The following is a 14,214-nucleotide window of genomic DNA, read 5'->3' as shown; positions in this document are numbered from 1 at the left end:
GGACGCCGAGGCGCCCACCCGGGGTACCTACCCAACGACGCTGGGCCGGCCACCGTTCCAACGGCGGCCGGCCCAGCGGCATACGACGTGCGTGAGGTGCGCTCAGAGGTGGTTCTCGGCCTCCGTCAGCACCGAGCGCAGGCGCGACTCGATGTCGTCGAACTCGGCCTGGCCCATGATCAGCGGCGGCGCGAGCTGGACGACGGGGTCGCCTCGGTCGTCGGCGCGGCAGTAGATGCCCGCGTCGAAGAGTGCCTTCGAGAGGAAGCCGCGCAGGAGGCGCTCGGACTCGGCGTCGTCGAAGGTCTCGCGCGTCGCCTTGTCCTTGACGAGCTCGATGCCGTAGAAGTACCCGGCTCCGCGCACGTCCCCCACGAGCGGGAGGTCGAGCAGCTTGTCGAGCGTCGCCTTGAACGCCGGGGCGTTGTCCTTGACGCGGTCGTTGAGGCGCTCGCGCTCGAAGATGTCGAGGTTGACCATCGCGACCGCGGCCGAGACCGGGTGCCCGCCGAACGTGTAGCCGTGGGGGAAGTAGTTGGTGCCCTTCCGGAACGGCTCGAAGAGGCGGTCGCTCGCGATCATCGCCCCGATGGGGGAGTAGCCACTCGTCATGCCCTTCGCGCACGTGATCATGTCGGGCACGAAGCCGAAGTCGGAGCACGCGAACATCGAGCCGATGCGGCCGAAGGACGTGATCGTCTCGTCGGCCACGAGCAGGACGTCGTACGCGTCGCAGATCTCGCGGACCCGCTCGAAGTAGCCGGGCGGCGGCGGGAAGCAGCCGCCGGAGTTCTGGACGGGCTCGAGGAAGACTGCAGCGACCGTGTCGGGACCCTCGAACTCGATCGCCTCGGCGATCCGGTCCGCAGCCCAGCGCCCGAAGGCCTTCTCGTCGTCGCGCAGGTGCTCGGGCGCGCGGTAGAGGTTGGTGTTGGGCACCTTGAAGGCTCCCGGCACGAGCGGCTCGAACATCTCCTTCGCGCCGGGGATGCCGGTGATGGACAGGGCGCCCTGCGGGGTGCCGTGGTAGGCGACCGCGCGCGAGATGACCTTGTGCTTCGTCGGCTTGCCGGTCAGCTTGAAGTACTGCTTGGCGAGCTTCCAGGCCGTCTCGACGGCCTCGCCGCCGCCCGTGGTGAAGAAGACGCGGTTGAGGTCGCCGGGAGCGTGGCTCGCGAGCCGCTCGGCGAGCTCGATCGCCTTCGGGTGGGCATAGCTCCACAGCGGGAAGAAGGCGAGCTCGCGCGCCTGCTTGGCGGCGGCCTCGGCGAGCTCCTCACGGCCGTGGCCGACCTGGACGACGAAGAGGCCGGCGAGGCCGTCGATGTACTCGTTGCCGCGGTCGTCCCAGATCTTCCAGCCCTCACCCTTCGTGATGATCGGGACCGAGTGACCGAGTCCGCCGGCCTCCTTCTCCTCGAAGACGGAGTGGCGGGTGAAGTGCATCCACAGGTGGTCGCGGGCGGCCTCCGAGTGGAGCGTGCCCGCGGGCGTGCGATGGTCCGAGGAGGGTTCCCAGACGTCGTTCGGGTTGATGCTCATCGTGTACCCCAGTTGTAGAGCTGCTTGTTGAGTTTCAGGTAGACGAACGTCTCGGTGGCCGTGACGCCCGGGAGGCTGCGGATCCGTGTCGTGAGCAGATCGAGCAGGTGCGTGTCGTCCTCGCAGATCACCTCGGCCAGCACGTCGAAGCTGCCCGCCGTCGTGACGACGTAGGACACCTCCGGCATGGCGGTCAGGGCCTCGGCCACCGGCGACATGTCTCCGGCGACCCGCAGGCCGATCATCGCCTGGCGGGGGAAGCCCACCTGGAGCGGATCGGTGACCGCGACGATCTGCATCACCTCGGCATCGAGCAGGCGCTGGACCCGCTGACGGACCGCGGCCTCGGACAGACCCACCTCCTGGGCGATCGAGGCGTAGGACTTGCGGCCGTCGTGCTGCAGCTGCTCGATGATCGACTTGGACACGTCGTCGAGGTTGACCGAGCCCCGCCGCACGGGGGTCTCAGCCGCGTCGGCGCCGTTGCGTCTGCTCGTCATGACCCGATGGTGACGTGTGGAACACGGTGTTGGCAAGCCGTAACACAACTGATTCCGAAGGAATTTCTCGCCAACTCTTCACCAAAGCGCACATCGCGGTTAGCATTCCCGGCATGACAACTGAGGCTCGCGCACTGCGAAACTTCGTCGGCGGCCAGTACGTCGACTCAGCGGCCGAAACGGCCAACGACATCGTCAACCCCGCGACCGCCAAGGTCGTGGCCAAGGCTCCGGTGAGCCGTGATGCTGACGTCGACGCCGCCTATGCATCGGCTGCCAAGGCCTGCGAGACCTGGGGGGAGACGACCCCGAGCGAGCGCCAGCAGGCGCTGCTCAAGTTCGCCGACGCCATCGAGGCCCGCGCGGACGAGTTCGTCAAGCTCGAGGCTGAGAACACCGGCAAGCCCCACGCGTTGACCGCGAGCGAGGAGGTGCCGCCGATGCTCGACCAGCTCCGCTTCTTCGCCGGCGCCGCCCGCGTGCTCGAGGGCCGCTCGGCCGGTGAGTACATGAAGGGTCACACCTCGTGGATCCGTCGTGAGCCCATCGGCGTCGTGGGCCAGGTCACGCCCTGGAACTACCCGATGATGATGGCGATGTGGAAGATCGCCCCCGCTCTGGCGGCCGGCAACACCATCGTCCTCAAGCCGTCCGAGACGACCCCCGAGACCACGCTGCTGCTCGCCGAGGTCGCCTCCGAGTTCCTGCCGGAGGGCACCTTCAACGTCATCACCGGCGACCGTGAGACGGGCCGCATGGTCGTCGAGCACGCGACGCCCGCGATGGTCGCCATCACCGGCTCGGTCCGGGCCGGCATGCACGTGGCCGAGAGCGCCGCGAAGGACCTCAAGCGGGTCCACCTCGAGCTCGGCGGCAAGGCCCCGGTCATCGTGTTCGACGACGCCGACATCGAGGCGGCCGTCGAGGGCATCGCCACCGCCGGGTACTTCAACGCCGGCCAGGACTGCACCGCCGCGACCCGCGTGCTCGCCGGCCCGCGCATCCACGACGACTTCGTCGCCGCCCTCGCCGAGTACGCCAAGAACTCCGCCAAGGTCGGTATGCCGGACGACCCGGACGCGCTCTTCGGCCCGGTCAACAACCCCAACCAGGTCGCCCACGTCTCGGGCATGCTCGAGCGCCTGCCCGACCACGCCCGCGTGGCGGCCGGGGGCTCGCGCATCACCAGCCTCGGTGACGGCTACTTCTTCGAGCCGACCGTTCTCGCGGGCCTGCGCCAGGACGACGAGCAGATCCAGACCGAGATCTTCGGGCCGGTCATCACGGTGCAGCAGTTCTCCGACGAGGCCGAGGCGCTGCGCTGGGCCAACGATGTGCAGTACGGCCTCGCCTCGAGCGTCTGGACGCGCGATTTCGGCAAGGCGATGCGCATGAGCAAGGGCCTCGACTTCGGCTGCGTCTGGATCAACACCCACATCCCGGTCGTCGCCGAGATGCCGCACGGTGGCTACAAGCACAGCGGCTACGGCAAGGACCTCTCCATGTACGGCTTCGAGGACTACACGCGCATCAAGCACGTCATGGCCAACATCGAGTCCTGATCGAGTCCGGATCGAGTCCGGATCGACCTGATCGGTCGCCGACCATCCTGATAGAACCTGATCGACCACGGGGCGCCGCACCCACCGAGCGGCCGCGGCGCCCCACCCCCCTCGTCCACCCTCTTGCCCGCCCCCGCCTGACCCAGACCTGGAGACCGTGATGAACGACCACGACAACCTTGCTTCCCGGGCCGCCTTCGCCCGCGGTCTCATCTCGCGCCGCACCGCGATGATGAGCGCCGCCGGAGTCGGCGCCGCCGCCCTGCTCGCCGCCTGTGGCTCCTCAGGCAAGAACCCGACCGCCGGATCCGCGACGTCTGCCAAGAAGACCGCCGCGGCGGCCCAGGACATGTCCGACACCGAGAAGGTCATCAACTGGTCCAACTGGCCGTCCTACATCGACGTCGACGACAAGACGAAGGCCCGGCCGAGCCTCGACGCCTTCACGAAGCAGACCGGCATCAAGGTCAACTACACCGAGGACTACAACGACAACGACGAGTTCTACGCCAAGGTCCGGCCGCTGCTCGACGCCGGCAGCGACACGGGTCGCGACGTCTGGTGCAGCACCGACTGGATGGTGGCGCGCCTCATCCGCCTCGGCTACGTCCAGAAGCTCGACCTGGCCAACATCCCCAACCACGCCAACCTCGAGGACGCCCTGACCCAGGTCACCTTCGACCCGGGCCGCCTCTACTCCCTGCCGTGGCAGAGCGGTTTCGCCGGCATCGCCTACAACCCCAAGGCCACCGGCGGCAAGAAGGTCGAGTCGGTCGACCAGCTCCTCACCGACCCGGCGCTCAAGGGCAAGGTCACGCTCCTGACGGAGATGCGCGACACCGTCGGCCTCGTCCTCATGGCCATGGGCAAGAAGATCGAGTCCTTCACCGACGCCGACTTCGACGCCGCCATCGCCGAGCTGCAGAAGGCCAAGGAGGCCGGTCAGATCAAGGGCTTCACCGGCAACGACTACACCAAGCCCCTGGCCTCGGGTGACACGGCAGCCTGCTTCGCGTGGACCGGCGACGTCGTCCAGCTCCGCGCGGACAACCCGAACCTCGGCTACACCCTGCCGACCACGGGGTGCACGCTCTGGTCCGACAACTTCGTCATCCCGGCGCTCGCCAAGCACAAGAAGAACGCCGAGAAGCTCATCAACTACTACTACGACCCCAAGGTCATGGCGCAGGTCGTCGACTACGTCAACTACATCTCCCCGGTCAAGGGCACCAAGGCGATCCTCCAGGTGTCTGACCCCTCCGTCTCCTCCAACGAGCTGATCTTCCCCTCCGCGGACACCCTCTCCCGGGCCCACGTCTTCCGGGGGCTCACCGCCGAAGAGGAGACCAAGTACAACCGCAAGTTCCAGGCTCTGGTCACGGGCTGATGGCAGGGCACGCTTCCGGAGACCTCGTCCTCAGCGGGGTCAGCAGGGTCTACGACACGTTCACCGCGGTCGACAACATCGACCTCGTCATCCCGCAGGGCTCGTTCTTCGCCCTGCTCGGTCCCTCGGGATGCGGCAAGACCACGACGCTGCGCATGGTGGCCGGTCTCGAGCAGCCGACGGCGGGCACGATCTCCATCGGCGACCATGACATCACGGCGACGAAGCCCTACCAGCGCAACGTCAACACGGTCTTCCAGAACTACGCGCTCTTCCCGCACCTCGACATCCTCGACAACGTTGCCTTCGGGCTTCGTCAGCGCGGTGTCAAGGACTGGAAGCCGAAGGCGATGGAGGCTCTCGAGCTGGTCGAGCTGGCGCACGTGGCCAAGAAGAAGCCGACTCAGCTCTCCGGAGGCATGCAGCAGCGCGTCGCCCTGGCCCGCGCTGTCGTCAACCGCCCGGACGTGCTCCTCCTCGACGAGCCGCTCGGCGCCCTCGACCTCAAGCTGCGTCGGCAGATGCAGATCGAGCTGAAGCGGATCCAGCAGGAGGTCGGCCTCACCTTCGTGCACGTCACGCACGACCAGGAGGAGGCCATGACCATGGCCGACACCATCGCGGTCATGAACGCCGGCAAGCTCCAGCAGGTCGGCGACCCCGGCACGCTCTACGAGAAGCCGGAGTCGACGTTCGCGGCCAACTTCCTCGGCCAGTCGAACCTGCTCCGGGCCACCGTCAAGGGCGTCAGCGCCGAGATCGCGTCGCTCGACGTGCACGGCATCCCCATGACGGTGCCCGCGGCGTCCCTGCCGGGCGGCGCCTCCGAGCTCTGGCTCGGCATCCGTCCGGAGAAGGTCCGCATCATCAGCGAGGGTACGGAGGCGGCGGGCCTCAACACCCTGCGCGGCGAGGTGACCGACGTGTCCTTCCTCGGAGTGGCGACGCAGTACCTCATCGCCATGCCGTGGGGCCGTGAGCTCACGGTCGTCCAGCAGAACGACGGTATGCCGCGGGCCGCCCTCGGCTCCAACGTCTGCCTCGGCTGGGTGCCGGCCAACAGCTTCGTCCTCGATGCGTCGCAGGACGCGGACGCCGGCGCCCAGCTCGTCGAGGACGAGTGACATGGCCGTGACCACCCTCACCGGCGCCCCGGTGGCCGCGCCTCGGCGCGCCCGCCGGGGCGCGGCGGTGCCCTACCTGCTGCTCGTGCCCGGCCTGCTCTGGCTCGTGGTCTTCTTCGTCGTCCCGATGGTGTCCCTCGCGTCGCAGTCGCTGCAGACCGGGGACGTCGACAACGGCTACACGATGACGTGGAACTTCGCGACCTACGCCGACGCCCTGTCGACCTACTGGCCGCAGCTGCTGAGGTCGCTCATCTACGCCGGCATCGCGACGCTGCTGACGCTGGCCCTGGGCTACCCGCTGGCGTGGTTCATCGCCCACCGCTCGGGCAGGTACAAGAACTTCCTCCTCGTGCTCGTCATCGCCCCGTTCTTCACGTCGTTCCTGATCAGGACCCTGGCCTGGCAGACGATCCTCGGTGACAGCGGGCTGCTCGCGCAGATCGCGCTGCGGACTCACACGGACTTCCTGCTCACGGGTTTCAAGGAGGGCCTCAAGGCGGTCGGGCTGATCAACAACGACCAGCTGCTCTTCTCCCCGTTCGCGGTCATCTGCGGTCTGACCTACAACTTCCTGCCGTTCATGGTCCTGCCGCTCTACTCCAACCTCGAGCGACTCGACCACCGGCTGGTAGAGGCGGCGGGCGACCTCTATGCCTCGCCCGTCCAGGCCTTCCGCCGGGTCATCTGGCCGCTCTCGCTCCCCGGCGTCGTCGCGGGCACGCTGCTGACCTTCATCCCGGCCGCCGGTGACTACATCAACTCGGTCCTGCTCGGTAGCACGCGGACGGTCATGATCGGCCAGGTCATCGACGCGCAGTTCCTCCGCGTCCTCGACTACCCGACCGCGGCCGCGCTCAGCTTCATCCTGATGCTGATCATCGTGGCGTTCGTCATCACGTACGTCCGTCGGGCGGGAACAGAGGAGCTGGTCTGACATGGCATGGCTGCGACGCAACCTCGTCATCATCGTCGGGATCCTCGTGATGATCTACATCCTGCTCCCGAACCTCGTCGTCATCATCTTCTCGTTCAACAAGCCGCTCGGGCGCTACAACTACCAGTGGAACGAGTTCTCCTTCGACGCCTGGACCAACGTGTGCGGGGTCCCGGGCATGTGCCAGTCCGTGGGCCTCAGCCTGCAGATCGGCCTGATCGCCTCGCTCACGGCGGCGGTTCTCGGCACCATGGTGGCCTTCGCGCTCGGGCGCTACCGCTTCCGGGGCCGCTCCGGGACCAATCTGCTCATCTTCCTGCCGATGGCCACGCCTGAGGTCGTCATGGGCTCCAGCCTGCTCACCCTGTTCATCGCGATGGGGATCCCGACCGGGCGCACGACGATCCTCATCGCGCACATCATGTTCTGCCTCTCGTTCGTCGTCGTCACGGTCAAGGCCCGGGTCGCCTCCCTCGACCCTCGTCTCGAGCAGGCCGCGGCCGACCTCTACGCCAACGAGTTCCAGACCTTCCGCAAGGTGACCCTGCCGCTCGTCCTTCCGGGCATCGCGGCCGGAACCCTGCTCGCGTTCTCGCTGTCGTTCGACGACTACATCATCACCAACTTCAACGCGAGCCCCGAGTCGGTCACGTTCCCGATGTACGTGTGGGGCGCCGCCCAGCGCGGCACCCCGGTGCAGATCAACGTCATCGGGACGGTGATGTTCCTCGGCGCCCTCGCGGTCGTGGTGATCGGGCAGGTCGTGAGCAGCCGGCGCAACCGGAAGGTGGCCTGACCGGTGCGGGTCCTCATGATCGGTGCGGGCGGCGTCGGCGACGCCGCCGCCCGCATCGCCGCCGAGCGGTCCTTCTTCGAGCGGTGGGTGGTCGCCGACTACGACGTGGCACGGGCCGAGCGCACCGTGCGCGCGGTGACCGAGCGGCATACGGAGGAAGGCCGATTCGTCGCCGCCCAGGTCGACGCGTCGGACGCCGCCGCGGTGACCGCCCTCGCCAGGGAGCACGGCGCGACGCACGTCTTCAACGCCGTCGACCCGAAGTTCACGATGCCGGTCTTCACCGGCGCGAGGGCGGCCGGGGCCGACTACCTCGACATGGCGATGAGCCTGTCGCAGCGCCACCCCGAGCAGCCCTACGAGAAGGTCGGGGTGATGCTCGGCGACGAGCAGTTCGCCGTCGCCGACGCGTGGCAGGCCGACGGGCGTCTCGCCCTCGTCGGGATCGGTGTCGAGCCCGGCCTCTCCGACGTCTTCGCCCGGTATGCCGCCGACCACCTCTTCTCCGAGATCGACGAGCTCGGCACGCGCGACGGTGCCAACCTGGTCGTCCACGACGATGAGGGCAACGAGATCTTCGCCCCGAGCTTCTCGATGTGGACGACGATCGAGGAGTGCCTCAACCCTCCCGTCGTCTGGGAGAAGGACCGCGGCTGGTTCACGACGCCGCCCTTCAGCGAGCCCGAGGTCTTCGACTTCCCGGAGGGCATCGGCCCCGTCGAGTGCGTCAACGTCGAGCACGAGGAGGTCCTCCTCATGCCGCGCTGGGTCGACGCCAAGCGGGTGACGTTCAAGTACGGCCTCGGTGACGAGTTCATCACCATCCTCAAGGTCCTCAACACGCTCGGCCTCGACCGCACCGAGCCGATCACAGTCAAGGGGGTGCAGGTCTCGCCTCGCGACGTCGTCGCGGCGGCCCTGCCCGACCCCGCCACGATCGGCCCGCGGATGACCGGCAAGACCTGCGCCGGCCTCTTCGTCACCGGCGCCGGCACGGATGGGCAGCCCCGCCGCACCTACCTCTACCACGTCGTCGACAACGCCGAGACCATGGAGGCGTACGGCGCCCAGTGCGTCGTGTGGCAGACCGCTGTCAACCCCGTCGTCGCCCTCGAGCTGCTCGCGAACGGCACCTGGAAGGGAGCGGGCGTCCTCGGGCCCGAGGCCTTCGACGCCGTGCCCTTCCTCGACCTGCTCGCCGCCCCCAAGCCGCAGGGCTACGGCTCCCCCTGGGGCATGGAGGACCGCTGAGCGCGGCTGCGCTCGGACGCCTCTACCCGCCTCGACGAACCACCCACCACCCGACCGCGACGCCGCTGTTCGGCACCCCGGACGACGCTCGCACGCCGCAGGAACTAGGTTTTCAGACATGACCTCCGTGACCCAGCACCCAGTCCTCGACACCGTCCCCAAGGGCCTGCTCATCGGCGGCTCGTGGCGCGACGCGACCGGGGGAGCGACCATCCCGGTCGACGACCCGGCCACGGGTGAGGTCCTCACCCACGTCGCTGACGCGACCGTCGCCGACGGCACGGCCGCGCTCGACGCCGCCGTCGCGGCGCAGGCCGACTGGGCCCGCACGGCACCGCGCGACCGTGCGGAGCTGCTGCGAGCGGCATACGAGAAGATCACGGCTCGCGCCGACGACTTCGCGATGCTCATGACGCTCGAGATGGGCAAGACGCTCGCCGAGTCCCGCGGCGAGGTCGCCTACGGCGCCGAGTTCTTCCGCTGGTTCTCCGAGGAGGCCGTCCGCGTCAGCGGGCGCTACTCCGTCGCCCCCAACGGCGCGACGCGCCTCATGACGATGAAGCAGCCGGTCGGTCCGACGTTGATGATCACGCCGTGGAACTTCCCCCTCGCGATGGGCACCCGAAAGATCGGCCCGGCCATCGCCGCCGGCTGCACCATGGTCGTCAAGCCGGCCTCGCAGACCCCGCTGACGATGCTCGCCCTCGCCGACCTCCTCCAGGAGTGTGGCCTGCCGGCGGGTGTCCTCAACGTCATCACGACGAGCCACACCGGCGACGTCATGGAGCCCCTCATCCGTGACCCGCGCCTGCGCAAGCTGACCTTCACCGGGTCCACCCCCGTCGGGCGCAAGCTCATGGAGCAGGCCTCGCAGCAGATCCTCCGCGTCTCGATGGAGCTCGGCGGCAACGCCCCGTTCCTCGTGTTCGCCGACGCCGACGTCGACAAGGCGGTCGACGGCGCCATGCTCGCGAAGATGCGCAACATGGGTGAGGCCTGCACCGCGGCCAACCGGTTCTACGTCCACGAGTCCCTGGCCGAGGAGTTCGGCGCCAAGCTCGCGGCGCGGATGGGCGCCCTGACCCTCGGCCACGGCACCGAGGACGGCGTCGACGTCGGCCCGCTCGTCGACGAGAAGTCCCGCGACAAGGTCGCCTCGCTCGTCGACGACGCCGTCGCGAAGGGCGCGAAGGTCGTCGTCGGCGGCTCCGCGCGCGAGGGCGCCGGGTGGTTCTACCAGCCGACCGTCCTCGCCGACGTCCCCGCCGAGGCCGACCTCGCCCGCGAGGAGATCTTCGGCCCGGTCGCCCCGATCTCGACCTTCAGCACCGACGAGGAGGCGATCCGGATGGCCAACGACACCGAGTACGGCCTCGTCGCCTACCTCTTCACCCGCGACGTCTCCCGTGCCCTGCTCGTCTCCGAGGCGCTCGAGTTCGGCATGGTCGGCGTCAACCAGGGCATCGTCTCCAACCCGGCGGCGCCGTTCGGTGGCGTCAAGGCCTCGGGCGTCGGGCGCGAGGGCGGCTTCGAGGGCATCGACGAGTACCTCGAGACGAAGTACGTCGGACTGGCCCTCTGAGCCGGTCGCTCCCGGGCGCACGGCGACGGTGAACCGTCTCGGCGGGTGATCGGCCTCGGCCAAAGCCACCCCGGCGGACGCCAGCCTGTGGTCCAATCTGCGGCATGGCGACACCACCAGGACACCACGAGGCGGGCGCGCTCCGTTCGCTCGGATCCCTGCTCAGCGAGACCGACGCGGTGCTGCGCCGCGGCCAGGCCGCCGGGGCGGCGGTCTGGCCGACGCAGTTCCCGGCGCTCGACCGGATGCTGACCGGCGGCCTGCGCTCCGGGGAGCTCGTGCTCCTCGGCGGGCCGGCGGGACACGGCAAGACGACGCTCGGGCTCCAGCTGGCCCGCAACGCCGTGGCCGCTGGGGGCAGCGCGGTCGTCTTCTCGTACGAGCACGAGGCGCACACGCTCCTCGAGCGGCTCATCTCGATGGAGGCCGCCGAGGCGGTGGAGGGGGGTGTCGTCGAGGCCGCGGGCGTCCACGACGTCCGCCGGGCCCTCGAGGCGGGCTCGGGCGGCGCGCCGCTCGACGCCGTCCTCTCCTCCCTTCCGGGAGGGGCCGAGGCGTATGCCGCCCTCGTCGGCTACGGCGACCGCCTGCACATCCACGAGTCCTCCGGCGGCTCGACGACGCTGGCGGAGGTCTCGGCGGTGGTGCGGCGGGTCTCCGAGGCGACCGGGAGCGCGCCGCTCGTCCTGCTCGACTACATCCAGAAGCTCCCCGTCCCCGGCGCGGGCGAGGACGAACGCATCAGCATCGCCGCCGAGGGCCTGAAGGACATCGCCCTCGAGCTCCGGGTCCCCGTCGTCGCCGTGTCGGCCGCCGACAAGGAGAGCCTGGCCGCGGGCCACCGGATGCGCACTCACGACCTGCGCGGATCGTCGTCGCTCGCCTACGAGGCCGACGTCGTCATGATCATCAACGACAAGGTCGACATCGTCTCGCGCGAGCACCTCGTATACGACCTCGGCAACGCCCAGCGCTTCCGTGGCTGGTCGGTCCTGTCGCTCGAGAAGAACCGCCACGGTCGGGCCCACGTCGAGCTCGAGTTCGCCAAGGACTTCGAGCACGGCCGCTTCCACCGCGAGGGGCGCGAGGTCACCGAGCGGCTCATCGACGAGCGCGTCTTCGTCTCGTAGGGGTGCGCGACTGCCGCTACCGGTTGATCACGGTGACCCAGAGGTCCTCGCGCTCGTCCTCGACCTGCTCGAGGACGTCGAGGACGGTCCGGTAGGTCGCGCGGTCGCCGTCGCGCAGCGCCAGCGTGTGGTCCCACACGAGGGCGATCCCCGTCCGGCCCCGGGCCGCGTCGAGGTCGCGGAGGGCATCGAGGAGGGCGTCCCAGTTGCGCCCGAACCAGGTGGGCAGCTCGAGCCCGGTCGCGAACCCGTCGAGGACGGACTCCTTGTCGGTCCCGGCCGTGACGACGCGGACGTCGAGCCCCTGGGCGTCGAGGTCGGCGAGGTGGTCCTCTGCCTCGCTGTGCCTGCCGAGGAACGTCGTCATGATCCCTCCCGGATCCGGCTGAACGATGCGTAGTGGTCTGCGGTCCAGTACGTCTCGCCCCCGGACCCCGTGATGATGCGGCGGGGTCCGCGGTCGGGGGAGCCGGGGGTCTGCACCGTGTACTCGCGGTAGTAGCCGCGCTGCTCGCGGGGGAGCAGTCCCTCACGGTTGGCGAATGTCACCCCGTCGTTGCGGGGGTAGGGGAAGGGCCCGCCCGCCCGGATGAGCGCGAGCGTCTCGCGGGCCTCGGGCGGGAGCGCCGACTCGTCGATCCACGGCAGCCCCGACGCCGGGTCGGTCACGAGCGTCCGGACCGCCCTCGCGCCTGCCGGGCCGGCGGGGGAAGCTCCTGCACCGCCGGTGGAGGCCCCACCCTGGACGAACACGACGAGCAGCCAGACGACGGCGAGCGCCGCGACGACGAGGATCGCCCCTTGGACCTGTCGTGACCGGAGAGTCCTCACCCCGCCATGATGCGCCACCCGCTCAGGGGTCGCCGGACGACGCGGGCCGCCTCTTGACATGTGACCAAATGGTCACCTATTTTCGTGGGGTGTCAGATGACGACGCCGTCTTCAAGGCCCTCGCCGATCCGACCCGACGGTTCCTGCTCGACCGGCTCTTCGAGCGCGACGGCCGCACGCTCGCAGAGCTCGAGTCCGAGCTCGACATGACGCGCTTCGGTGTCATGAAACACCTGAAGGTCCTCGAGGAGGCAGGGCTCGTGACGGCCCGCCGGTCCGGCCGGGAGAAGCACCACTTCCTCAATCCCGTGCCCATCCGCCTGATCCACGACCGGTGGATCAGCAAGTTCGCAGAACCTCACGTGTCGGCCCTGGCCGACCTCAAGGCCGCTCTCGAGGAGCACCAGCATGACTGAGTCAACCGTCCAGACCTCACCCACCCAGACCGGCGTTCCCGCGCAGGTCTACCACGTCTTCATCAAGGCCACCCCCGAGGCGATCTGGGAGGCCATCACCTCGCCCGAGTGGAGCGAGCGCTACTTCTACGGCGCCCGGATCTCCGTGACGCCTGACGCCTACACGTCCCGAGGGCCCGACGGCGCCGACTGGGGAAGCTCCCACGTCATCGAGTTCGACCCGCCCCGACGGCTCGTCCACGGCTGGCGCTCGCTCTACCACCCGGACCTCGCCGAGGAGCCCGAGAGCCGGGTGACGTGGGAGATCACCCCCGGCGACGACGGCGTCAGCCTCCTCACCGTGACCCACGACCACCTCGAGGGCTCCTCGCGCACCGCCGAGAGCGTCGCCGGGACCGGCTGGATGCGGGTCCTCAGCGGCCTCAAGACGCTCCTCGAGACGGGCGCCCCCCTCGGCTGAGAACCCTCACACGGAGATCACCACCGACTCGCACGCTCGGGCTGCATCGACGTGCGAGTCGGCGGTGCCGTTCCCGCTGGCCGGGCCGGTCGGCGTGGAAGAGACTCCACAGGGTGCGCAGGATGATGCAACGGCTGCTCGGCGAGCAGCTCTCCAGGCGACCCATGCCTCCTGTCGAGCGCCTCCCGCTCGTCGTGCGTCACCGGGTCCTCATCGCGGCCCCGCTCGAGCTGGCCTGGCAGCGCGCGGTCGCGCCGCGGCGCGGGTCCTCGGCGGACGCCGGAGCGACCTGTGTCGCCGTGGTCCCCCTGCCGCACGTCGGACCCGCGACCGAGCCCGAGTTCGTCGGGATCTGGCGCCGGTCCGACGGTCGCGTCCGCGTCGGCATCAGCGCCGTCGTCGCCCTCGACCGGCACGTCCGCGTCGTGGCGCGGAGCGCCGACGGCCCGGCCCCGCTGACCCTCACCACGACGTTCGAGGCGGTCGACGAGGGCTGCATCGTCGAACAGCGCGACCTCTCGGCCCGCTTCGAGACCGGTGTCGTGACGACGATCGAGCCGCGGGGCACGGGCTCCCGGCTGACCGAGTCGTTCACGGGCTGGCTGCCGCACGGGGCCGGCGCGGCGTCGGGTGGCGCGCCGGTCGCGGCGCTGCTCCGGACGCGACTGGAGGCCGTCCGGCGCCTCGCCGAGGCCG

The 14,214-nt window shown here is 69.5% G+C and carries 15 protein-coding genes; 11 read left to right on the top strand and 4 right to left on the bottom strand.

The window, feature by feature from the left end:
• Window positions 1-102: 102 nt before the first annotated feature.
• Window positions 103-1,542 (bottom strand): aspartate aminotransferase family protein, encoded by a 1,440-nt coding sequence (locus N865_RS11145; protein ID WP_034805610.1) that lies wholly within the window; start codon window positions 1,540-1,542, stop codon window positions 103-105.
• Window positions 1,539-2,042 (bottom strand): Lrp/AsnC family transcriptional regulator, encoded by a 504-nt coding sequence (locus N865_RS11140; RefSeq protein WP_034805607.1) that lies wholly within the window; start codon window positions 2,040-2,042, stop codon window positions 1,539-1,541. Before N865_RS11140 ends, N865_RS11145 begins: the two co-directional genes overlap by 4 nt.
• Window positions 2,043-2,155: 113 nt before the next feature.
• Between N865_RS11140 and N865_RS11135 the strand changes: the two genes are divergently transcribed.
• The 8 genes from N865_RS11135 (at window position 2,156) to N865_RS11100 (ending at window position 11,811) form a co-directional block, all read left to right on the top strand.
• On the top strand, window positions 2,156-3,604 hold the full coding sequence (locus N865_RS11135) for a gamma-aminobutyraldehyde dehydrogenase (RefSeq protein ID WP_034805604.1): 1,449 nt from the start codon (window positions 2,156-2,158) through the stop codon (window positions 3,602-3,604).
• 160 nt (window positions 3,605-3,764) lie between these two features.
• Window positions 3,765-4,991, top strand: a complete 1,227-nt coding sequence (locus N865_RS11130; protein ID WP_034805601.1) for a polyamine ABC transporter substrate-binding protein — start codon at window positions 3,765-3,767, stop codon at window positions 4,989-4,991.
• A complete protein-coding gene (locus tag N865_RS11125) occupies window positions 4,991-6,115 on the top strand; it encodes an ABC transporter ATP-binding protein (protein WP_034805597.1) in 1,125 nt (374 codons plus the stop codon). The genes N865_RS11130 and N865_RS11125 overlap by 1 nt, the downstream gene beginning before the upstream one ends.
• A 1-nt stretch (window position 6,116) precedes the next feature.
• Entirely contained in the window at window positions 6,117-7,052 is a 936-nt protein-coding gene (locus N865_RS11120) for an ABC transporter permease (RefSeq protein WP_034805594.1), read from the top strand.
• A 1-nt stretch (window position 7,053) separates the two neighbouring features.
• Complete coding sequence (locus N865_RS11115) at window positions 7,054-7,848, top strand: ABC transporter permease (RefSeq protein WP_034805592.1); 795 nt, start codon at window positions 7,054-7,056, stop codon at window positions 7,846-7,848.
• A 3-nt stretch (window positions 7,849-7,851) separates the two neighbouring features.
• Window positions 7,852-9,099 carry a saccharopine dehydrogenase family protein gene (locus N865_RS11110; RefSeq protein WP_211244893.1) on the top strand — a complete coding sequence of 416 codons (1,248 nt, stop codon included), beginning with the start codon at window positions 7,852-7,854 and terminating at the stop codon, window positions 9,097-9,099.
• A gap of 118 nt (window positions 9,100-9,217) precedes the next feature.
• Complete coding sequence (locus tag N865_RS11105) at window positions 9,218-10,681, top strand: NAD-dependent succinate-semialdehyde dehydrogenase (protein WP_034805589.1); 1,464 nt, start codon at window positions 9,218-9,220, stop codon at window positions 10,679-10,681.
• A gap of 104 nt (window positions 10,682-10,785) precedes the next feature.
• The gene (locus tag N865_RS11100) at window positions 10,786-11,811 is read left to right on the top strand and encodes a DnaB-like helicase C-terminal domain-containing protein (protein ID WP_034805586.1); all 1,026 of its coding nucleotides are present in this window, start codon (window positions 10,786-10,788) and stop codon (window positions 11,809-11,811) included.
• A 16-nt stretch (window positions 11,812-11,827) separates the two neighbouring features.
• Here N865_RS11100 and N865_RS11095 read toward each other — a convergent pair whose 3' ends face one another.
• Both N865_RS11095 and N865_RS11090 read right to left on the bottom strand, forming a co-directional pair.
• Entirely contained in the window at window positions 11,828-12,178 is a 351-nt protein-coding gene (locus N865_RS11095; protein WP_034805583.1) for a barstar family protein, read from the bottom strand.
• Entirely contained in the window at window positions 12,175-12,642 is a 468-nt protein-coding gene (locus tag N865_RS11090; protein WP_034805580.1) for a ribonuclease domain-containing protein, read from the bottom strand. Before N865_RS11090 ends, N865_RS11095 begins: the two co-directional genes overlap by 4 nt.
• 89 nt (window positions 12,643-12,731) lie before the next feature.
• Here N865_RS11090 and N865_RS23540 point away from each other — a divergent pair, with 89 nt between their 5' ends.
• The 3 genes from N865_RS23540 to N865_RS11075 all read left to right on the top strand — a co-directional run.
• Window positions 12,732-13,058 carry an ArsR/SmtB family transcription factor gene (locus N865_RS23540; RefSeq protein WP_034805577.1) on the top strand — a complete coding sequence of 109 codons (327 nt, stop codon included), beginning with the start codon at window positions 12,732-12,734 and terminating at the stop codon, window positions 13,056-13,058.
• Entirely contained in the window at window positions 13,051-13,518 is a 468-nt protein-coding gene (locus tag N865_RS23535; RefSeq protein WP_051510472.1) for an SRPBCC domain-containing protein, read from the top strand. Before N865_RS23540 ends, N865_RS23535 begins: the two co-directional genes overlap by 8 nt.
• Before the next feature lie 122 nt (window positions 13,519-13,640).
• On the top strand, window positions 13,641-14,214 hold a 574-nt coding region (locus N865_RS11075), incomplete at its 3' end, for an SRPBCC family protein (RefSeq protein ID WP_157557660.1).

This window comes from Intrasporangium oryzae NRRL B-24470, from assembly GCF_000576595.1.
In the GTDB taxonomy this organism is placed as follows: domain Bacteria; phylum Actinomycetota; class Actinomycetes; order Actinomycetales; family Dermatophilaceae; genus Intrasporangium_C; species Intrasporangium_C oryzae.
Note: the sequence above shows the minus strand (reverse complement) of the source record. Positions and strands in the feature narration are given on the sequence as shown.